12 protein-coding genes are annotated in these 20,555 nt (G+C 51.6%); 8 read left to right on the top strand and 4 right to left on the bottom strand.

What is annotated here, in order from left to right; all coding sequences use genetic code 11:
• Positions 1 to 102 precede the first annotated feature (102 nt).
• Genes metG through BMY16_RS07470 form a run of 4 tightly spaced genes read left to right on the top strand, consistent with a single transcriptional unit; the run spans position 103 to position 5,448 of the window.
• Positions 103 to 2,169: a methionine--tRNA ligase gene (gene metG / locus BMY16_RS07485; protein ID WP_091841324.1), complete on the top strand. Its 2,067-nt coding sequence runs from the start codon at positions 103 to 105 to the stop codon at positions 2,167 to 2,169.
• A gap of 14 nt (positions 2,170 to 2,183) precedes the next feature.
• Entirely contained in the window at positions 2,184 to 3,638 is a 1,455-nt protein-coding gene (locus tag BMY16_RS07480) for a lipopolysaccharide biosynthesis protein (protein WP_262987324.1), read from the top strand.
• Positions 3,620 to 4,426: a LicD family protein gene (locus tag BMY16_RS07475; RefSeq protein ID WP_091841322.1), complete on the top strand. Its 807-nt coding sequence runs from the start codon at positions 3,620 to 3,622 to the stop codon at positions 4,424 to 4,426. Before BMY16_RS07480 ends, BMY16_RS07475 begins: the two co-directional genes overlap by 19 nt.
• Positions 4,423 to 5,448 (top strand): glycosyltransferase family protein, encoded by a 1,026-nt coding sequence (locus BMY16_RS07470; RefSeq protein WP_091841320.1) that lies wholly within the window; start codon positions 4,423 to 4,425, stop codon positions 5,446 to 5,448. The genes BMY16_RS07475 and BMY16_RS07470 overlap by 4 nt, the downstream gene beginning before the upstream one ends.
• On the opposite strand, the gene BMY16_RS07465 is transcribed toward BMY16_RS07470, so the two are convergent.
• The 3 genes from BMY16_RS07465 to BMY16_RS07455 all read right to left on the bottom strand — a co-directional run bounded on the left by BMY16_RS07465 (position 5,445) and on the right by BMY16_RS07455 (position 13,157).
• Positions 5,445 to 8,585 carry a GH92 family glycosyl hydrolase gene (locus BMY16_RS07465; protein ID WP_091841318.1) on the bottom strand — a complete coding sequence of 1,047 codons (3,141 nt, stop codon included), beginning with the start codon at positions 8,583 to 8,585 and terminating at the stop codon, positions 5,445 to 5,447. The genes BMY16_RS07470 and BMY16_RS07465 overlap by 4 nt on opposite strands.
• A 118-nt stretch (positions 8,586 to 8,703) precedes the next feature.
• A complete protein-coding gene (locus BMY16_RS07460) occupies positions 8,704 to 10,605 on the bottom strand; it encodes a sensor histidine kinase (RefSeq protein WP_091841317.1) in 1,902 nt (633 codons plus the stop codon).
• Entirely contained in the window at positions 10,605 to 13,157 is a 2,553-nt protein-coding gene (locus tag BMY16_RS07455) for a GH92 family glycosyl hydrolase (RefSeq protein ID WP_244512978.1), read from the bottom strand. Before BMY16_RS07455 ends, BMY16_RS07460 begins: the two co-directional genes overlap by 1 nt.
• 141 nt (positions 13,158 to 13,298) lie before the next feature.
• Here BMY16_RS07455 and queC point away from each other — a divergent pair, with 141 nt between their 5' ends.
• Together queC and BMY16_RS07445 are read left to right on the top strand one after the other, a co-directional pair.
• Positions 13,299 to 13,952 (top strand): 7-cyano-7-deazaguanine synthase QueC, encoded by a 654-nt coding sequence (gene queC / locus BMY16_RS07450; protein ID WP_091841313.1) that lies wholly within the window; start codon positions 13,299 to 13,301, stop codon positions 13,950 to 13,952.
• On the top strand, positions 13,949 to 15,178 hold the full coding sequence (locus BMY16_RS07445) for a M16 family metallopeptidase (protein ID WP_091841312.1): 1,230 nt from the start codon (positions 13,949 to 13,951) through the stop codon (positions 15,176 to 15,178). The genes queC and BMY16_RS07445 overlap by 4 nt, the downstream gene beginning before the upstream one ends.
• 5 nt (positions 15,179 to 15,183) lie before the next feature.
• Here BMY16_RS07445 and BMY16_RS07440 read toward each other — a convergent pair whose 3' ends face one another.
• Complete coding sequence (locus tag BMY16_RS07440; RefSeq protein ID WP_091841310.1) at positions 15,184 to 16,062, bottom strand: PfkB family carbohydrate kinase; 879 nt, start codon at positions 16,060 to 16,062, stop codon at positions 15,184 to 15,186.
• 131 nt (positions 16,063 to 16,193) lie between these two features.
• On the opposite strand from BMY16_RS07440, the gene BMY16_RS07435 reads away from it, so the two are divergent.
• Together BMY16_RS07435 and BMY16_RS07430 are read left to right on the top strand one after the other, a co-directional pair.
• Positions 16,194 to 17,522, top strand: coding sequence for a glycoside hydrolase family 28 protein (locus tag BMY16_RS07435; protein ID WP_091841309.1), 1,329 nt, complete (start codon positions 16,194 to 16,196; stop codon positions 17,520 to 17,522).
• A gap of 38 nt (positions 17,523 to 17,560) precedes the next feature.
• The gene (locus tag BMY16_RS07430; RefSeq protein ID WP_091841307.1) at positions 17,561 to 20,551 is read left to right on the top strand and encodes a SusC/RagA family TonB-linked outer membrane protein; all 2,991 of its coding nucleotides are present in this window, start codon (positions 17,561 to 17,563) and stop codon (positions 20,549 to 20,551) included.
• Positions 20,552 to 20,555: the final 4 nt, after the last annotated feature.

The raw sequence follows: 20,555 nt of genomic DNA, 5'->3' as shown, positions 1-20,555 counted from the left end.
TTCTATCACTCGGAAATGAAAAGAAAAACGAGTTTTCCTTTTGCATTTCGCTTGTTTATTCGTATCTTTGCACCCAAATTCAAAAAATACGTATTTATAAGAATGGAAAACAAGAATTACAAGCGCACGACGGTGACGTCGGCGCTGCCCTATGCTAATGGTGGTGTGCATATTGGTCACCTGGCTGGTGTGTATGTTCCCGCTGATATCTATGTGCGCTATCTCCGTCTGAAGAAGCGCGATGTATTGTTTATCGGAGGTTCGGATGAGCATGGAGTGCCCATCACCGTTCGTGCCCGTAAGGAGGGTATCACGCCTCAGGATGTGGTTGACCGCTATCATAAGATGATTAAAGACTCGTTCGAGGAGTTTGGCATCTCATTCGATATCTATAGCCGTACTACCAGTGAGACGCACCATAAGTTTGCTGCCGACTGGTTTAAGAAGCTCTATGATGAGGGTAAGCTGACAGAGGAAACCACTGAGCAGCTCTACGACGAGGAGGCCAAGCAGTTCCTGGCCGATCGCTATGTGACTGGCGAGTGCCCCTACTGCCACAATGAGGGTGCCTATGGCGACCAGTGTGAGAAGTGCGGACGTGATCTCTCGCCTACAGAACTCATTAATCCTAAATCGACTATCTCTGGTTCTACCCCCGTACTGAAGAAGACCAAAAACTGGTATCTGCCCTTGAATGAGTATCAGGACTGGCTGAAGCAGTGGATTCTGGAGGAGCACAAGGAATGGCGCCCCAATGTATATGGTCAGTGTAAGTCTTGGCTCGATATGGACCTTCAGCCCCGTGCTATGACCCGAGACCTGGACTGGGGTATCCCTGTGCCAGTGAAGGATGCTGAAGGAAAAGTGCTCTATGTATGGTTCGATGCACCTATTGGTTATGTGTCCAACACCAAGGAACTCTGTGAGCGTGAGCCCGAGAAGTGGGGTAACTGGGAGAAGTGGTGGCAGGATGAGGATACTCGTCTGGTTCACTTCATCGGTAAGGACAATATCGTGTTCCACTGTATCATCTTCCCTGTGATGATGAAGGCTCACGGCAAGTATATCATGCCTGATAACGTGCCAGCCAACGAGTTCCTGAACCTGGAGAACGATAAGATCTCTACCTCACGCAACTGGGCTGTATGGCTCCATGAGTATCTGGTAGATATGCCTGGCAAGCAGGATGTGCTGCGCTATGTGCTCACAGCCAATGCCCCTGAAACTAAGGATAACAACTTCACTTGGAAGGACTTCCAGGATCGCAATAACAACGAACTGGTAGCCGTTTATGGCAATTTCGTGAATCGTGCCCTCCAGTTGACTAAGAAGTATTGGAATGGTGTGGTTCCTGCCTGTGGCGAATTGCTCGATGTAGATAAAGCAGCCCTTGAAGAGTTCAAGGACGTGAAGGAGAAAGTAGAGGCGTTGCTGGAACAGTTTAAGTTCCGCGATGCTCAGTTCGAGGCCATGAACCTCGCCCGTATCGGTAACCGCTATATCACTGAGTGTGAGCCTTGGAAGGTATGGAAGACTGATCCCAAGCGATGTGAGACCATCCTTAATATCTGCTTGCAGCTCACAGCTAATCTCGCTATCGCGTTTGAGCCATTCCTGCCCTTCAGCAGCAAGAAGCTCCGCGAGATGCTTGCCATCGACTCTTTCGAGTGGGAGCAGCTCGGTAGCACAGACCTCCTGAAGCCCGGCCATCAGTTGGGTGAGCCTGCCCTGCTCTTCGAGAAGATTGAGGATGAGGTCATCCAGAAACAGCTCGACAAGCTGGAGGCTACCAAGAAGGCCAATGAGGCAGCCAACTATAAGGCCGCTCCTGTCAAGGATACCGTATCATTCGAGGATTTCGAGAAACTCGATATCCGCGTAGGTCTGGTGAAGGATTGTCAGAAGGTGAAGAAGAGCAAGAAGCTGCTTCAGTTCACCATCGACGATGGTTCAGGCACAGATCGCACCATCTGCTCGGGTATCGCTGCTTTCTATGAGAACCCAGAGGAATTGATTGGTAAGCGCATCTTGTTCGTGGCAAACTTTGCCCCTCGCCAGATGATGGGCATAGAGAGCCAGGGCATGATTCTCTCTGCCGTAGACAGTGATGAGAGTCTCAGTGTCGTTACTACCACTAAGGATGTGAAACCTGGTAGCCAGGTAGGGTGATTGATTGTTGAGAGTTGAGAGAAGAGGAGTCGCTGAAGGAGAAAACAGCAAAAGGCCTCTTTTGGGGAGGCATGAACAACGGCATACAGCAGTTGCTGGGCTTCGTGTTTGGTATCATCATGGCCCGTCTGCTTGTGCCCGAGTATTTCGGACTGGTAGCGATGATTACCGTATTCTCTGCCGTTGCCAACGCGCTTCAGAATAGTGGGTTCTCCACAGCTCTCATTAATGAAAAGGAACAGAAAGACAGCAACTACAATGCTGTCTTCTGGTTTAATATCGGGATGGGCGTAGTTGTCTACCTCATCCTCTTTTTCTGCTCACCCCTGATTGCAAGCTATTACGATGAGCCCCGCTTGGTATGGCTCTGTCGCTATGCTTTTCTGAGTTTTGTGTTCTCCAGCTGGGGCGTGGCTCAGGCAGCCTATCTTTATAAGAACCTGCGTGCCAAGCAACTGGCACAGGCTAATATCATCGCCGTGCTCCTGTCGAGCGGCATTGCCGTGGTGATGGCGTGGCTGGGGTTCACCTACTGGGCAATTGCCACACAGACGAACCTTTTTATCCTCATCTCGACACTGATACGCTGGCATTTCAGTGAGTGGAGGCCAACCCTCTCCATTGATTTCAGTTTCATCAAGAGGACATTTCCTTTTAGTATCAAGATTCTGTTGAGCGAGATCCTGACCCAGATTAACAACAATGTAATGAACATCCTGTTGGGACGTTATTTCGGCTCTACGGCAACGGGACAGTACAATCAGGCCTACCAGTGGAACTTCAAGGGATACTCGCTAGTGCAGAACATGGTGAAGCAAGTAGACCAAGCTGTGCTGGTGAGTGTACGTGACGACCAGGAACGGCAGCTGATGGTGCTCCGTAAGATGATCCGCTTTGCCGCCTTCGTATCATTCCCTTTGTTGTTGGGTATAGGTTTGGTGGCCAAGGAGTTTATCGTGCTGGCGCTGGGCGAGATATGGCTGACGAGTGCTGGCTATCTGCAGATTATCTGTATTGCGGGTGCCTTCATCCCTATCAGCACATTGTTGGCTGATCTGATTATCAGCAAGGGGCGCAGCGACATCTTCATGTGGTCGACGCTGGTATTGGGAGTCTGTCAAATTGTTGCTCTGATCCTGCTCCATCCCTATGGTATTGGTACGATGGTACATGCCTATGTCGCCCTTAATCTCGTGTGGCTTTTCGTGTGGTTTTTCTTCGCTCACAAGCTGACGACTTATAGACTGTTGCACTTCCTGAAGGACGTCTTGCCCTTCGCCTTGGCGGCAGCTGGTGTGATGGTTGTGACAGGATTGGTGACAGCTGGCCTCCATAACCTGTGGCTGCTCCTGTTGAGTCGTGTCGTGTTGGCTGCCTTGCTTTATCTCGGTGTGATGCGGTTATGTGGTGCCCAGATACTGAAAGAGAGTATGGACTTTATTCAAAAGAAATGGAGAATCAATATCTGAAACAATACAAAGAGCAGCAGCTGAGGGCTTGTCAGCTGAAGCAGCTCTCCATCCTTGAGGAGATAGACCGAATCTGCCGGAAACATCAGATAGGCTACTGGCTCGATGGAGGAACGCTTCTTGGAGCCGTGCGCCATAAGGGTTTTATTCCTTGGGACGATGACATCGACATCGCCATGCGCCAGGAGGACTTGGAGCGATTTATAGCCATTGCCCCCAAAGAACTGCGTGAGGGCCTTTTTCTGCAGACCCCACAGAATGAGCCTCAGGCTAAGGAGCCTATTGTGAAGGTGAGAGACCTGAACTCGTTCTATGTGGAGGGAGCTGACAATTTTGCGGCTGATTACCAGAAGGGGCTTTATGTGGATATCTTCCCCATGATTGATTACCCCACATTGCCTAAAGGGCTTGTGAAGCGTATCACCTTAGGTATCTCGAAGAGTTATTCCATCCTGCACAAGGCCCATTACTACTCATTGCGCTCATTTGCAGAGTTCTTCTGGTTTGGTGCCAAATACGCATGGAACAAATGTTTGTGGCATTTGCTGTGTGCCATGCGTCCTAAGAATGTCTATATGTCCAACATTCTGATTAATAATGGTTATGGCATCATGCACCGCCAGGACTCTGTATTCCCTTTGAGCACGATTACCTTCGAAGGAAGGTCGTTTAGTGCGCCTGCCAATCCTGATGCTTATCTCTCAGATCTCTATCGCAACTACATGGAGATTCCTCCGAAGGAGAAGCAGAAGATTCATTCCGTATTCATCATGCCAGAACTCATATGAAGCACCCCGCCAAGACAGATATTGCCGTATTGATGCTGTTCTTTACCCGTAGCGACACTTTCCGACAGGTGTTTGAGGCCGTGCGCCAGGCGCGCCCTTCAAAGCTGTTGCTCTATCAGGATGGGCCTCGTGGAGAGAAGGATATGGCAGGTATCGAGGCTTGCAGGGAGATAGTCAGCGATGAGCATATCGACTGGGAGTGTGAGGTGCATCGCAACTACCTCGACCATAACGAGGGCTGTGACCCCTCTGGCTTCCGTTCCCATCGTTGGGCTTTTTCCTTGGCCGATAAGGTCATCGTGTTGGAGGATGATGTGGTGCCCTCGCAGTCGTTCTTCCCCTTTTGTAAGGAGATGCTCGATAAGTATGAGCATGACGAACGTGTCTCGATGGTGGCAGGCTTCAATATCGATGAGGTGTCGCCTGATTGCGAGGACAGCTATTTCTTCACCTCCGCCTTCTCTATCTGGGGCTGGGCATCCTGGCGACGGGTGGCAGAGCGCTGGGATCCAACGTATGGATTCATGCGCGACTCCCAAAAGCGCCAGCACTTGGAGCAGATAGCCCGTGAGCGCCATCTGCGCAGCGATATGATGCAGATGTTCCATGATCACAGTCAGAGTGGCAAGGAGTATTTCGAGACGATTTATTGGGCAGACATGCTGTTACACAATTCGTTGGCCATCATGCCTGCGAAGAACCAGATCAACAACATCGGACTGATGGCGGACTCCACCCATTTCTCTGCAGAGCTGAAGACAACTCCTCATCGTATTCGTAGGATGTTCACCATGCAGCGCTATGAACTCAGCTTCCCCTTGCGTCATTCCTCGGCAGTTGTTGAGAACAAGGCCTATCTGGAACGGCTCTATAAAGCCAATGCCTGGAACCATCCATGGATTAAGGTTCAGAACTCACTGGAAGAACTATGGCTGAATCTGCGCTATGGTAACTTCAGCCATATCTGGAAATCCCTCTCCCGTCGCCTCCGTAAGTGGACGGGCATGGAGAAACACCATTAATTTCCCTGTAGAATCTCTTCTTGGGTAATATAGTTCCTGTCTTTAGGCAGTGAGGTAGGCGTGATAGTATATTGCTTGCCATCCTGCAGATTGAGCGTGACCTTCTGGAAACGGGGGGCTGCCAGCATATAACGGCTGGTTGCTGGGCAGACGGGATAGAAACCCATCGACGAGAAGACGTACCAAGCCGACATCTGTCCTGCGTCATCATTGCCAGAGAGTCCTCCAGGGGTATCATTATACTCAGTATCGAGAATATGGGCCACACGTTCAATGGTCTTCTCACGTTTGCCAACGAAATCATAGAGGTAGGCTATCTGGTGGCAGGGCTCATTGCCATGCCAGTACCTGCCCTCAGTAAACAGGGAATCCAGCTTGGCCTCGAACTTTTCCTGGCCACCCAGCATCCCTACTAATCCCTCAACGTTCTGAGGCACGTACCAGGTGTAGTGACAGGTGGCACCCTCCGTGATATATGGTTTGCGATGGATGAAGTCAGTGTTGTCTTCAAACTTTCCCGTCTGATATCTTCCGTCGCAGTAGCCTGTCTTGGGGTTGATGACATTACGCCAGTTCTCGGAGCGACGCATCAGTTCCTGATAGTCCTCCTCCTTACCAAGAGCTTTGGCTAGCTGGGCAACAGCGAAGTCATCAAAGGCATATTCCAAGGTACGTGAGGTCTGCTCGTCCTGGTGGAAGGCTTCTTTCACCCCATCCTCCAAGGGGATATAACCATACTTCAGATATGATGTCAGGGCCCTGCGACCCATGCCGTTCTTGTAGTCTTCGAACGAGGCTGGTGTCTCGAAGGCGTTCTTACGCATACCCTCGTAGGCTTTTTCATAATCGAAGTCCCTGATACCCTTGACATAGGCATCTGCCAGGGTGGCTGCGCAGTGGTCGCCAATCATGGCTGCAGTGTAGGAGTTCCAACAAGGGAAGATAGGCAACCAGCCGCCTTCCTCATACATCGTCACCAACGACTGCATCATGTCTGCCGACTCTTTAGGGGCTATCAGTGTATAGAGTGGATGCAGGGCACGATAAGTGTCCCACATGGAGAAGTCGCCATAATACTTTCTCTCACTTCCTTCTACGAGTTCGCCATTGGCAAACTTGGGGTAGGTGCCATCCGTATCGCTCATCTCACGAGGCAGGAACGAGGCCCGATACAAGGCGCCATAGAACTGATTCACTTTGGCCGTATCCTGATCCTCCACGTCTATGGTATGCACACGGTCAATCCATTGCTGGGCCGTTTGTTGCATCATACTCTCGAAATCATGTCCCTCAGCCTCGAAGGCGAAGTTGCGCTCTGCTCCTGTCTTGCTGGTAAAAGAGGAAGCAGCCTTGAGGATAATCGGCTCATGGGCTTTCCCCTGGAAGGTGAGCCACACACACAGACTGTCGCAGCCATAATCCGTAATAGGGTCGTAACACTGCAACAGATAATGTCCGTCGATGCCAGCCTGCTCCCCCCAACCCTGATAGATTCGATGGACGGGGTTATAGCCGTAGACGATGCCATCGACATTGTTCACTTCCAGATACCCCTCGCCCTCGTCGCTGTTGTGGTTGAGGACGATATGCACAGGTCCGTCTTGTTCTGGTGTGATGCGGAAGATAGCCGTATGGCTCGTGGCTGTCAGCTCCAGCTTCAGATGCTCGTCAGGCAGCCGTACAGCATAGTAGTGGGGATGTGAAACCTCTTCTGAATGGGAAAAAGGCGTAGCCCGTTCCTCTGGTCTGAGACGGAGTGAGCCACCCAGTGCTGCCAGCGTAAAGGAGCCGTAATCCTGTGTACAACCTCCCACGACCCAGTGGCTGTTGCGGATGCCCTGAAAGAGAGAGTCCGTATAATAATAAGGTGCCACGCACTTCTTCTCTGTGTCGCGAGTCTGAGGGGTCCAGAAGTTCTGACCATTGGGGACGAGGACGGCGGGCAGGGTCTGACCATGTTCCTCGGAACCTTTGCCAAAGAGGCCTGCCGTCTTGGTATTGGCAGGGGCCGTTCCCACCATCGTGTTAAGGGCACAAAGCCGTTGCAGATGCCCGAAGTGATGGATGCGGTCATTCACTTGTTGCTTCAGCTCTTTCCAGGTCATGAAACCCATGGAACGTTCGTTTCGCAAAAACTGCACAAGCACCTCTCCCTGTGTGTTCCGATAAAACACGATCTGCAGATTAGCAGCCATGGGCAGCAGATCGTCCATGGGCTTCCCCTGGATATCCAACCCCATCAGCGTCATCAGTCGGAAGAGGTTAGAGTCGTGTCCGAATCTGAGGTCAGCGCCCACACCTCCATAGGCGATGGCTGTCTCGGCATCTGCCTCTATCCTTTGCCAGAGTGAGATGGCACATCGGGCTGGGATGCCTTCATTCCCTATCACGTCACCATGGACGATGGTCATGCTCTCGTTGTTCTTGGCATAGACAGCCTGCATCTCTTCTGGGGTGAAGAGGTCGTAGAGCGAGACGTCGAGTTCCACATCCTGCATGTCTGAGGCGATGGTGTGTAGTTCCATGAGCAGCTTTGTTGGGTCTTTCACCTTCGACGGGTCTTTGAACAGCGCCTTGACAAATCTGTCAGGTGAGATCTTCAAAGGTACATTTGTGCGACCCTCCAATGCTTTCTGCTCTGGTGAGGTATAGGCTATCCAGGCCATATCCTCCTCACGGGTGATGGGGTCGAGCAGGATGGACGGATTCTGGGACTTCAGCTCTGCCACGAAATTTTCCATGCTGGTCTTACAACGGCTTACTGTACTGGAGTGGGCAGTCAGATGGGCCTCAGCCGTAAAGAGCTGGGGGAAGTTCTGATACATCCTCTTGGCGATACCACGATGCTGGCGACCACCAAGCTTGGTCAACTGTCCGCCATTGCCTTTGGCGTTCTTCCAAATCTTATTCAAACGCTTGCGAACATCCAAGCCAAGCTTCGTCAGGTTCTTCTGATCCTCAAAATGCTTGTTCACCCAGATATAGCGGTTGTCATTCGTCAGCCAGCGTGAACCATGACGCCCATAGTGGGAGATATAAAAGGGTTTGTAGCCCTCGGGGGCTTCTGCCAACACTGTCTCTGTCACAGGATAGGCGTAATAGACGCCACCCATCTGCTCATTCGTCTGGGCAGACATCGTTAAAGGTAAAAAGGTAAGAAGGCAAAAGGGCAAAAGACCTTTTACCGCACCTATTACCATATTAAAAACTCTCTGGTTCATATCTTTACCTTTTTACTTTTTTACCTTTTTACCTTTACTTAAGTAGTTCAAGTACAAAACGTGCACCCTGAGTATAGTCAGTATCCAACCACAGGTTGCCGCCCATACGCTGGGCGATGGAACGGGCCACAGTCAGTCCGATGCCAGCACCATCGGCAAACTCGTTGAGCTGTACGAACTCTTCGAAGATGTGCTCCGTCTGATCTGCAGGGATGCCGATGCCAGTATCCTCAACGGAGAAGCAGACCTTGGTGCCAGATGATGTCATACGCAGCGTGATGCTGCCCTCCTTTGTGAACTTTACTGCGTTCTCCAACAGCTGGGCCAGAGCGTGGACGGCATATCGGCTATTGGTGAGCAGCGCCTCGGAAGAGGCGAGCTCTTCGTTGTCGAGAGTATTGAACACTACGGCGGCGTCAGCATTGCCAGGACGCGTATGGAGGGCGATGCCAGAGTAGTCGATGGCCTGCGACACGATGTTGAGGGCATTGGTCTGGTCGTTTCGATCGATGAGGGTTTCGTTATTCACGTCGCTCAGTTCGAGCATACGGTCCACGAGCTTGGTGATACGGTCTGTATTCTCCGTCACCCTTTCCTGGATATCGCGTTTGCTGCCTGCTGGCAGTTCCATGTCTGGTGAGGTCAGTATCTGCGTGAATCCAGAGACGATGTTCAGTGGCGTACGTATCTCGTGGGAGATGTTACGGATGAATTCCGTCTTCATCTTTGATGATACGATGGCTCGTTCGTTGGCAATGCGGAGCTGTTCATTGACCTTCTTCTGTCTGATGGTGTTGCGCCTGCCAAAGATGAGTAATACCACCAGTGCCAGGACGATGGAGGATGCGGCAATCAGCGTGTAGCGGAACTTGGTGCGCTGCTGTTCAGTCTTGAGCTCATCGATCTGGAACAGCGTGTTCAGCTCGTCGAGGTGCTGACGGGCATCGCGTCCGAAGACAGAATCCTTCTCGTGGTAAAGTCTCTGATAGATCTCTGCGGCCTCTGAACCCCTGTCCAGCATCATCAGCGCCTGTGCCCTGATCTCGCTGGTATGGTCGTCTTTCTCATTGGTGACCAGTCTGACGCTGTCGGTATAGAGCAGTGCGTTGGCAGCATCGCCTCGTGCCAGATAGTAACGGGCCTGCATCTTATAGGTGTGGTGCAGACTGAGTGACGTATTGATCAGGTGGGCGTGGTAGCTTGCTGAGTCGAGGGCCTCTCGGGCATTCTCGAATTGTTTCAGTCCGATGTAGGCGGCAGCTTTTGCCAGATACCAGGCATTGTAACACTCCCTTGCCTCCGGGTCTGTCCTTAGGCCTACCTTTTCACGAAGGAATCTCTGCCAGTCGTTTGTCACTTGCAGTTCTTTATCGTAAGCTTCATCGTAGTCGTAAGCCTTGGCCATGCGGTAGTAGATATTGCTCAGCGAACTGATGTCACTCTCTTCGTCCTTCATCAGTTCGGCATAGTGCTGCAAGGCGTCTACGGCTGGTTCCGTCTGTTTCATGTTCAGATAGATGACGCCAATCTGCTTGTAGGCCATCGCATGTCCCAGTTTGTTGTTGCGCTCCTTGGCATCGCTCAGCATGCGTTGTGTCTCCTGAAGTGCCAGCTGCAGCTTTCCCATTGCACTCAGGGCATTCGACCTGAGCTGCCAGCTACGGTAATAGTTGTCCCACTGCTGGTTGTTTCGGAACCATTCCATCTGGATCAGGGCTTCTTCTGCCTGTTTCTCTGTCATCGAGAAGTTCTTGAGGGTCTGAATCTTCTGCCATCGGGCCTCACTCTCTTTCTCTGTGTCACCCTTCTGATGGTATTGGGCTATCTGGTTGTCGATCTGTGCCAGGGCTTCTTCTGCATCCCTGCCATCAGGGTTACTTGCGTAAAGTAGCCCCCACCATGTCAAAAAGCCAATAATTGTCAATAGTCGTTTCATTATTCTTCTATTCTCCAGTCTATTCCTAATGGGTTGTTCCGCATTTCCACGACGAAGGGCAAGTCGTCCTTGAGGGCTATCCACATCTCCGTCTGGTCGATGTCTGCACGTACATGGAGGCTGTCGCCTTGGTCCACGAGGCGCCAGGTGACGCCGTCATAGACGAAGAAGCCTTTCTCCTGCAGATCGTGCAGGGCCTCCAGGGAGATGAAGGCGAAGGTGCCTTTGGCCTCATACACAGCCCCGTCTGAGGGGATGTCCCAGCAGAAGCCCTTGCCATGCTCCACGATGCTTCGGGGGGTGAGATAGGTGGCATCTTTACAGCTGACCACCAATGTGTCGCCAAGCCAGCGACAGACGAGGGGCCATGTGCGATATTGCCGATTGAGCGTGAAACATATCTGTGCTGTAAAGAGGGGTGTACACGACTGACGGTTTACTCGGAGTAAACCTGGACTTTCCCCGGAGTAAACCTCCACTTTACTCGGAGTAAAGTCTGAGGCCGCTTTCTGGGGCTTTTTCGTTGAGACGTGAAACATGAGTTCTCCACCCTCCATCAGGTCGGCATGCTCCAGGCGGGCATCGTCCAGCACCTTGCCATTCAGCGTCACCTTCTCGAAGTGCGTGCCTTTGCCCTTCACGATGCCTCGCAGGGTCTTGCCATTGCAGAGCTGCAGGGTCCACTCTGGAATCAGGGGGGCATGGAGCAGGTAGTAGCTCTGGCCTGCATTGGGATAGAGGCCCATCATGTGGAAGGCGAGCCAGGAGGACATGGCTCCACTGTCGTCGTTGCCAGGGAGGCCATCGGGCTGGTCGGTATAGTTCGAGGTGACAATCTCGCGCACACGGTCTGAACTCAGGTCAGGCCGCCCTATCCAGTGGTAGAGGCAGGGGGTGAGGAACGAGGGCTCGTTGCCCACGTTATAGCGCTTGCGGTCGAAGAACATGTCCAGTCGCTTGCGGAAGGTCTCTGCCCCCCCACAGGCCTCAATCAGTCCTGGCACATCGTGGGGTATGCTCAACGAGTATTCTGCCGAGAGGGCCTCGTAGAAGAAGGTGCTCCACCAAGGCAGATACCAGGGCGCCACCTTTGTGATGGGCGTATAGGGAATCTGTGGATGATAGACCTTCGAATGGCCCCAGGGTACGGAGTCGAGCCAGCGGCCTTGGGCATCCTTGGGCATGATATACCCCTTCACCCCATCCCATTCATAGTCGGAGCGCCAGAGGTTCTTCCAGTTTTTCGACTGTTTGAGATATTGCTCGTAGATGTCTGTGCGCCCTAATCCTTTGGCTACCAGTGCGATACAATAGTCGTTGTAGGCATATTCGATAGTACGGTTGCCAGCACGGTCGATGCCATAGGGGATATAGCCCAGTTCTGTATATTCCTTCAGTCCGCCTCGTCCATGCTTCTCATGATCAGCCCCTGGGTCTACTTCTGCATCCTTCAGCATGGCCTGGAGGGCGAGGTTGTAGTCGATTCCCTTCAAGCCTTTGACGAAGGCATCGGCGATGACCACCTCTGCATTCGAACCTCCCTGGGTTCGTCCATTGCAGTCGCCACTACGGGCATCAGGCATATATCCCTCTCGCTTGTAGATATTCAGCAGGGCGTTCACGATGTCGGCCTCTCGCTGTTCGTCGAGCAGGGTGATGAGTGGGGTGGAGGTGCGATAGGTGTCCCAGATGGCGTAGTAGTCGTCGTAGTAGGGACTTTCCGTCCACTTGGGGTTCTCCCCCGACTTATCCACGGGCATCAGCATCGTATGGTAAAGGGCTGTATAGAACATGCGCTTGTCTCTCTCGCTGCCCTTGATCTGAATCTTACTGAGTTGTTGATTCCAACACTCGCGTACCTTATTTAATTGGGTGTCGAAATCGTTGGCAGGGATATTCCTTTTTGCCTGCTGTTCGCTGACATACGAGATGCCCACCTTGATGTTCACCAGCGTGTCGGCAAAGGCCACGATGTCTTTCCCTTTCTGCTCAAAGGGCTTGTCTGACTGCAGACAGAAATAGACCGTATAGGCATCGCCATTGTTCCAGCCACCACGAATGCGCGAAAAACCCCGTACCTCGTGGTTGTTGATGATCTCGATGTCTGCCCCCACAAACTGCTGTTTCTCGCGTTTGTCAGGTACGGAGTCCTTACCCAGATAGTGGGTCACGTCAATCAGCAGCAAGGCGTCCTTGGGGTAATGGATGCGATAGAAGGCGCATCGCTCAGAGGTGGTGATCTCCGTCCGGATGCCATTCTCGAAGGTGGTGGCATAATAGCCTAAGGCAATCTCTTCATTGACTCGTTTCTGAGGCTCCACACCTGGCTGTATCAGGATGTTACCATACTTCTGACCTCCACCAGTCCCACTGACATGGGTCTGCGAGAAACCCGTCACCTTCTCAGGCATCTTGGCCCAGCCGACATTGGGCAATACGCCACAGTCAGGGCCTGGCTTGCACATGCCAAAAGGCATCGACGGACCAGGGAAGGTGCGCCCCACACCCTCCATCCCGATCTTGGGGTCGACATTCGTCCAGATTTGGCCCATGGCCGATACTGCAGAAAGACACCACAGGCAAGTAGTTAGTATCCTATTTATTCGTTTCATGTTGCAAAGTTACGAAATAATCTGGAAAAACAAAAGGTTTCTGAAAAAATAGCACTAACTTTGCAGCCAAATTTCAGAAGAATGAAAGACTGTATACTGATTTTAAGTGGAGGCATGGACTCCGTAACGCTGCTTTACGACTATCAGGAGCGCATCGCCCTGGCCATCTCGTTCGACTATGGCTCGAACCATAATGCCAAGGAGATTCCCTTTGCCCGTCTGCACTGTGAACGCCTGGGTATCAAGCACTTGGTGATTCCCCTCGACTTCATGGCCAAGTACTTCAGGAGTTCGCTGTTGGAAGGTTCCGAGGCCATCCCTGAGGGACATTATGCTGAAGAGAACATGAAGTCGACAGTGGTGCCCTTCCGTAATGGCATCATGCTGGCCATCGCCACAGGCATGGCAGAGAGCAACGACCTGCAGTATGTGATGATGGCCAACCATGGAGGCGACCACACCATCTACCCGGATTGTCGCCCTGAATTTGTGGAGGCTTTCGATGGTGCAGCCCATGCAGGAACCTATAATGGGGTGCATCTGCTCTCACCTTATTGTAATATGACGAAGGGGCAGATAGCTGCACGAGGTAAGGCACTGGGCATCGACTATGCTGAGACCTGGTCGTGCTATAAGGGTGAAGAGAAGCATTGTGGCTGTTGTGGCACCTGTGTAGAACGCAAGGAGGCCCTCGCTGAGGCTGGTATCGACGATCCTACGGAATACGCAAAATGACGAGCTATAACACTTCTACCCTCGACAATGGCCTGCGGGTGATTCATCTGCCTTCATCCTCGCAGGTGGTCTATTGTGGCTACCAGCTGGCTGTTGGCACGCGTGACGAGCTGCCTGGAGAAGAAGGACTGGCCCATTTCTGTGAGCACATGACTTTCAAGGGTACTGAGCGCCGCCATGCCCTGCAGGTCATCAATGCCCTCGAAGGCGTGGGTGGCGAGTTGAATGCCTTTACGAATAAGGAGGATACCGTCTTCTATGCAGCCATCTCCAAAGAACACTTCATGCACGCTGTCGATGTGCTGACGGATATCGTCTTCCACAGTACTTATCCCCAGCAAGAGATTGACAAGGAGGTGGAGGTGATCTGCGACGAGATAGAGAGCTACAACGACTCGCCTGCGGAACTCATCTACGACGAGTTTGAGAATATCCTCTTCGAGGGTCATCCCCTCGGACATAACATTCTCGGACAGGCAGACCATATCCGCAACTACACCACAGAGGATGCCCTGCGTTTCGTCCGTCGTCATTACCATCCTGCCAATGCCGTCTTCTTCGTCTATGGCGACATCGACTTCAAGCGCCTTGTGAGGACGCTGAAGAATGCGGACTTCCCAGAGAAGTCGAAAAGACAGGATAGTGCGGCGATGCCGTTGACAGAGGCTTCACGAGCAGAAAAGACCATTACCCGTCAGCGAGGCACCCATCAGGCCCATGTGATGATCGGCACTCGTGGCTATCGGTATGACGACCCACGTCGCATGACACTCTACCTATTGAACAATATGATAGGCGGCCCAGGCATGAATGCCCGTCTGAACCTCTCCCTCCGTGAGCGTCGCGGACTGGTATATACGGTTGAGAGTACGTTGGCCAGCTACAGCGATACTGGGTTGTGGAGCATCTACTTTGGTTGTGACCACCACGACGTGAAGCGCTGTCTTCGTCTGGTTCGTGCCGAACTGGACCGCATGATGCAGAAACCTCTGAGCGAACGCCAGCTCACTGCCGCGAAGTGCCAGCTGAAAGGACAGATAGCCATCGCCTGTGACAATCGTGAGCAGTTTGCCCTCGACTTTGGCAAGAGCTACCTGCACCATGGTCATGAGCGCGACCTCGATGCCCTTTATCGACGTATCGACGCCATCACGGCAGAGCAGATACAGCAAACGGCCTGCGAGCTCTTCGCTGCAGACCGTCTGACTACGCTTATTTTCCAATAAGACTGTTACTTCGCCAGGATTCTCCGTACATCCTCTATCGTACGGTCAAAAGGCCCTGTATGCTCCAGCTTCAGCGTACACATGGCAGCTGCAAACTGACCACTCTCTGCATACGACATCCCTTTGGCTCGGGCATAGAGGTAGCCTGCACTATAGGTGTCGCCACAACCTGTAGCATCCACAAGACGACTTGGCGGATAGGCTGGTGTCTCAAAGAACTGTCCGTCAGCATAGATGACAGACCCGCCACCACCTAAGGTGATAATCACCTCGCGCACACCCCACTCATGAATCTGCTGGGCAGCGACATAAGGATCTGTCATGCCTGTCAGCGTCTGACACTCCCACTCGTTCACCTTCAGGATGGCAGTATGTTTCAGTAGTCTGAGCTTATCCTTCCATTCCGTCGATAGCACCTGCTCGCCTTTTACCATTCTCATATAGCCTTGGACATCGATAGACACATCGCCCTTCGTGGCGAGATACTCCACCACCTCTGGCGCAAAGTCGTCAGCCATCAGACTGCCAAGATGGAACACACGGGCCTCCACATCCTTGAGCTGGTCTATCGTGAAGGGTGCAGAACGGGCTAGCACGCGCTGGGTACGGTGATCCATGTTCACCCCGTATTTGTTCTCGAAGAACACATTGTCAGGACTGTCGAAGGCAGTGACGGGAATACCTGCTTCGCGGAGTTTTTCGACTTCTGGCATCACCTCATGACTGACAGCGGTGACGAGATGGAAACCAACATCATGGGGCAGGGCCTGGAAAGCCCAGGCCATATAGTAGGCTGAGCCCCCTGCGCAATGGACAGTGTTGGGCGGATTCTGGGTGATGATTCTGTCACGCGTAATGTGACCAATACAACAGATATGTGTCATTATATCGACATTTTAACGGATGATAACGATAGTTTGCTGTGCAAAGATACTATTTTTTTCTTAAAAGTTTTGTTTTATTCAAAAAATATGCTAACTTTGCCACAAATTTATTAGCTACTACTAATTACGTAATGATTAGAAGAACAGTTTTGTGGAGCTTTTTGTTTTGGATGTTGGCACTGTCATCAGCTGCTCAGCAAGTCTACGATGTAACTGTTGCTGGCGCAAGAGGTGATGGTAAGACCGATGATGCCAAGGCCATCCAGCAGGTGATCGACCGTTGTTCTGCTGAAGGCGGTGGCAGAGTGTTGCTGCCACGCAATCATACGTTTCTTGCAGGACCCATCCAGTTGAAGAGCAACGTGGAGTTGTACCTTGAAGCCACTGCCACGCTGAAAGCCAATCCCGATGAGAGCATCTACCACCTGAGTGCCTTTGGAGAAAATCGAGGTGAGGGTATGCTCTGGCTCTGGGCCGACGATGCCGAGAACATCAGCATTACAGGCAAGGGCACCATCCATGGCAATGGCATCGCCTTCATGGGAGCAGAGCTGAGCGACAGCTATGAGTTGAAGCCTCTGGCAGACCAGACCTTCGACCCCCGTCCCCATGTGCTGACGCTGACGAATGTGCGTAACCTCACCATCCGTGATGTGACCATCAAGGAGGGAGCCTACTGGACCGTACATCTCGTGGGTTGCAACGAGGCCGTCATCGAGGGCATCAACCTGCTCAACAACCTGAAGATCCGTAATGGTGATGGCATCGACCTCGACCACTCGAAGAATGTGCGCATCGCCAACTGCCATATCACCTCTGGCGATGACTGTATCTGTCTGAAGAACCGTCGTGAGACAGAGCGCTATGGCTCGTGCCACGATATCACCGTCACCAACTGCGTGATGTCCAGCCGTTCTTGTGCCATCAAGATTGGAAGTGAGAATGTAGACTCTATCTATAATGTGGTCTTCGACAACTGCATCATCACAGGCTCTAACCGCGGTCTGGGCATCCAGAATCGTGACGAGGGAACCGTGACGGATGTGATCTTCTCTAATATCCAGATGGACTGTCGCCTGTGGAGCGATGTGTGGTGGGGAAAGGCCGAGCCTATCTACGTCACCAGCTATCCTCGTGCCAACGGCAACCATAAGGATGCCAACTGGCGATTCCCCAAGGGCCAGATAGAAGGCAAGAGCGGTGAGGTAAGCCGTATCCGCTTCGTCAATATCTTTGCTAACTCTGAGAACGGCTGTTTTATCGGCTGTGATGAGGAAGGCAAGGTGGACAACATATCCTTTGATAATGTACGCGTGCGACTGGTTGGTCCCAGGGTAGAGAAGTACGTGTTTGACAAGCGTCCTTGTAAGGGCGATGGCTTTATCGTTGTCAGTGCGAAGGAGTTGGAAGGAGCCAATTTCCCCATTGTCACTGAGAATGCAGACTTTACTCAAGATTAGTTTTTTTATTTTAATTATACTAACTTTAATTTATTATTATGCAAAAGATCCTAAATCTCAAGCAAGGAACGCAGAAGGCTATGTTCTTCGTGTTCTTTCTGTTGTGCAGTACAGTGATGCTGGCACAGAACAAGGTGTCGGGAACTGTACTGGACGCTACTGGTGAGCCTCTCATTGGCGTAAGCGTACTGGAGGCAGGAACCTCAAACGGAGTTGTTACCGATTTCGACGGTAACTTCACGCTGACAGTGAAACAGGGTGCCCAGCTGACTTTCTCGTATGTCGGCTACACTCCCCAGACGCTCGCTGCCAGGAATGGCATGAAGGTAACGCTTCAAGAGGACAACACCGTCTTGAACGAAGTGGTGGTCGTAGGTTATGGTACCATGCGCCGTAAGGATGTGACTTCATCTATCACCACCGTAAAGGCCGAAGACCTGAACCGAGGTGTGTTCACCGACCCCGCTTCTATGTTACAAGGTAAGGTGGCAGGTCTGGTTGTAACCTCTAATGGTGACCCGAATGGTGCGCCTTCTATCACATTGCGTGGTGCCTCTTCTCTACGTAGTGGTGCTATGTCGCCTTACTATGTGATCGATGGTATCCCTGGTGTGGATATCTCGATGGTGGCTCCCGATGATATCGAGTCAATCGACGTGCTCCGTGATGCTACTGCTACCGCTATCTACGGTTCTAAGGCTGCCAACGGTGTGATCATTATCACTACTAAGAGTGGTGGCAAGTCTGAGCGTACTAATGTCAGCTATAATGGCTATTTGGCTATCGACAATATCTCTAAGAAACTCGATATCGCTACGGCCAGTGACCTCCGCAACTACGTTTCTAATAATGGCATCGACTATGGCTATGACAAGGGTGGCAACACCAACTGGCAGGATGAGGTGCTCCGCACTGCTGTCAGCCACAACCACAACGTTGCTATCAATGGTGGTTCAGAGCGCACCAAGTATATGGTCAGCGTGAACTACTCTAATCGTCAGGGTGTCATTCGCGGTTCTTACAACAACCGTCTGAATGTTCGCTCATTGCTTTCTACAAAGGTACTGAAGGACCGTTTGGAGCTGTCAGCAGGTCTGAACGCCATGTATGGTAAGTTCGTGGGTGTGAAGATGGACAATGAGGGTGCTTCTGTACTCGATGCCATGAACTACTTCTCTCCGCTGAATCCTATTAAGGATGAGAACGGCAATTGGTTCAAGGGTTCTGGCTCAAAGAACTACAACCCACTGTCGCTCATCAACGAGGACACGATGGAGAATATCTGGAAGCGTAATCAGGTTGTCACCAAGGCTTCGCTGAAGATTATCGACGGTCTGGTACTGAATGCCAACTACTCTTTCAATCACTACCAGCGTACCTATAGCGCTTACGACACACACAACACTCAGCTTGAGGGTGTCAGCGCCTACAACGGTCGTGCTGACCGCAGCACCTGGTTTGGTGATGAGCATCTGTTCGAGATCTTTGCCAACTACAACCAGACCTTCGCTGACGTGCATACTTTAGCCCTGATGGCTGGTTACTCTTGGGAAGAGAAGAAGAATGGCGACGGCTTCGGATTGATCGTACACGATTTCTATGATGACTATCTGAAGTGGAACAACCTGAGTTATGCCAGCACCATCGACGGTATCGCAGGTGGTGTGGTAAGTGGCACAAAGGAAATGGTCCGCAACATCTCATTCTATGGTCGTGCTAGCTACTCTTTCGCTGGTAAGTACATGTTGCAGGCTACTATCCGTCGTGATGGTTCTTCCGTATTCGGCCCAGATAACCGCTGGGGTACCTTCCCCTCTGTTTCTGCAGCTTGGAACATCACAGAGGAGGCATTCATGAAGAATCAGAACTTCCTGTCTAATTTGAAGCTCCGTGCAGGTTATGGTGTATCAGGTAATGCCATGGGCTTCGGTGCCTACACTGCCTATGCTACCTATGGTGCATCTGGCTTCTTTGATTACAATGGTAAGAGCTGGCGCACACTGGCTGCTACGAAGAACCCGAACCCCGACCTGAAGTGGGAGAGTACGGGTATGCTGAACATCGGTCTTGACTTCGGTTTCCTGAAAAACCGCATCAACGGTACTATCGAGTTCTATAATAAGAAGACCAAGGACCTGATCTGGGACTATCCCGTTTCTACCAATATATATCCCTTCGGCACCATCTCTGCCAATGTGGGTGAGATCACCAATACAGGTATTGAGTTTACTGTCAACATCGATGCCATCCGCACGAAAGACTTTAACTGGATGACCACGATCAACCTGTCACACAATAAGAACACCGTTAATAAGTTGTCAAACGACAAATTTGAGGTTGGAACCTTCACACAGGGTGACCCGATGGTTGCAGGTGTATCTTCTAACGGTTACACACAGCGCATCATCGAGGGAGAGCCTCTTGGAACCTTCTACACCTATGAGTTCGCAGGATATGATGCTAGTGGGAAGTCTACCTATTATGTTCGCGATGAGGCAACTGGCCAGCGCACAGGTGAGGTAACCAACGAGCCTGCTTTCAAGGATCGTACCATCACAGGCTGTGCACAGCCTAAGCTGAACCTTGGTTGGAACAACACGTTCAACTACAAGAACTTCAGTGCTTCTCTGTTCTTCACTGGTGTCTTCGGCAACAAGATCTACAACGGTTCTCGTGCCAATTATACCAGCCCTGAGATGTTTGCCAACGGCAAGAACGTGCTGAAGGAGTTTGTAACAGATCGTCCTGCTACGGACAATCTGCCGAATTATCCGTCTGACCGTTATCTGGAGAATGGTTCTTACTTCCGTCTGCAGTCGCTGACCATCGGCTACACCTTCGATCAGTTTGCAGATTGGGTACAGAGCCTGCAGCTCTATGCTACTTGCAACAACGTATTTACTATCACCAGCTATAAGGGCCTTGACCCCGAGGTTAACTTGGGTGGTATTGATCCTGGTATCGACTATCGTTGGAGCACTTATCCCCACACTCGTACCATCATGGTCGGCGCAAAGATTAATTTCTAATTTA

Origin of the sequence: Prevotella sp. ne3005 (assembly GCF_900110085.1) — a bacterium.
Lineage (GTDB): Bacteria > Bacteroidota > Bacteroidia > Bacteroidales > Bacteroidaceae > Prevotella.
Note: the sequence above shows the minus strand (reverse complement) of the source record. Positions and strands in the feature narration are given on the sequence as shown.

Excerpts from the sequence above, each read along its gene's own strand:
- BMY16_RS07460 (WP_091841317.1), bottom strand. The coding sequence starts at position 10,605 with ATGAAACGACTATTGACAATTATTGGCTTTTTGACATGGTGGGGGCTA.
- BMY16_RS07435 (WP_091841309.1), top strand. The coding sequence starts at position 16,194 with ATGATTAGAAGAACAGTTTTGTGGAGCTTTTTGTTTTGGATGTTGGCA.
- BMY16_RS07430 (WP_091841307.1), top strand. The coding sequence starts at position 17,561 with ATGCAAAAGATCCTAAATCTCAAGCAAGGAACGCAGAAGGCTATGTTC.
- metG (WP_091841324.1), top strand. The coding sequence starts at position 103 with ATGGAAAACAAGAATTACAAGCGCACGACGGTGACGTCGGCGCTGCCC.
- queC (WP_091841313.1), top strand. The coding sequence starts at position 13,299 with ATGAAAGACTGTATACTGATTTTAAGTGGAGGCATGGACTCCGTAACG.
- BMY16_RS07475 (WP_091841322.1), top strand. The coding sequence starts at position 3,620 with ATGGAGAATCAATATCTGAAACAATACAAAGAGCAGCAGCTGAGGGCT.
- BMY16_RS07440 (WP_091841310.1), bottom strand. The coding sequence starts at position 16,062 with ATGACACATATCTGTTGTATTGGTCACATTACGCGTGACAGAATCATC.
- BMY16_RS07455 (WP_244512978.1), bottom strand. The coding sequence starts at position 13,157 with ATGGGCCAAATCTGGACGAATGTCGACCCCAAGATCGGGATGGAGGGT.
- BMY16_RS07465 (WP_091841318.1), bottom strand. The coding sequence starts at position 8,585 with ATGTCTGCCCAGACGAATGAGCAGATGGGTGGCGTCTATTACGCCTAT.
- BMY16_RS07470 (WP_091841320.1), top strand. The coding sequence starts at position 4,423 with ATGAAGCACCCCGCCAAGACAGATATTGCCGTATTGATGCTGTTCTTT.
- BMY16_RS07445 (WP_091841312.1), top strand. The coding sequence starts at position 13,949 with ATGACGAGCTATAACACTTCTACCCTCGACAATGGCCTGCGGGTGATT.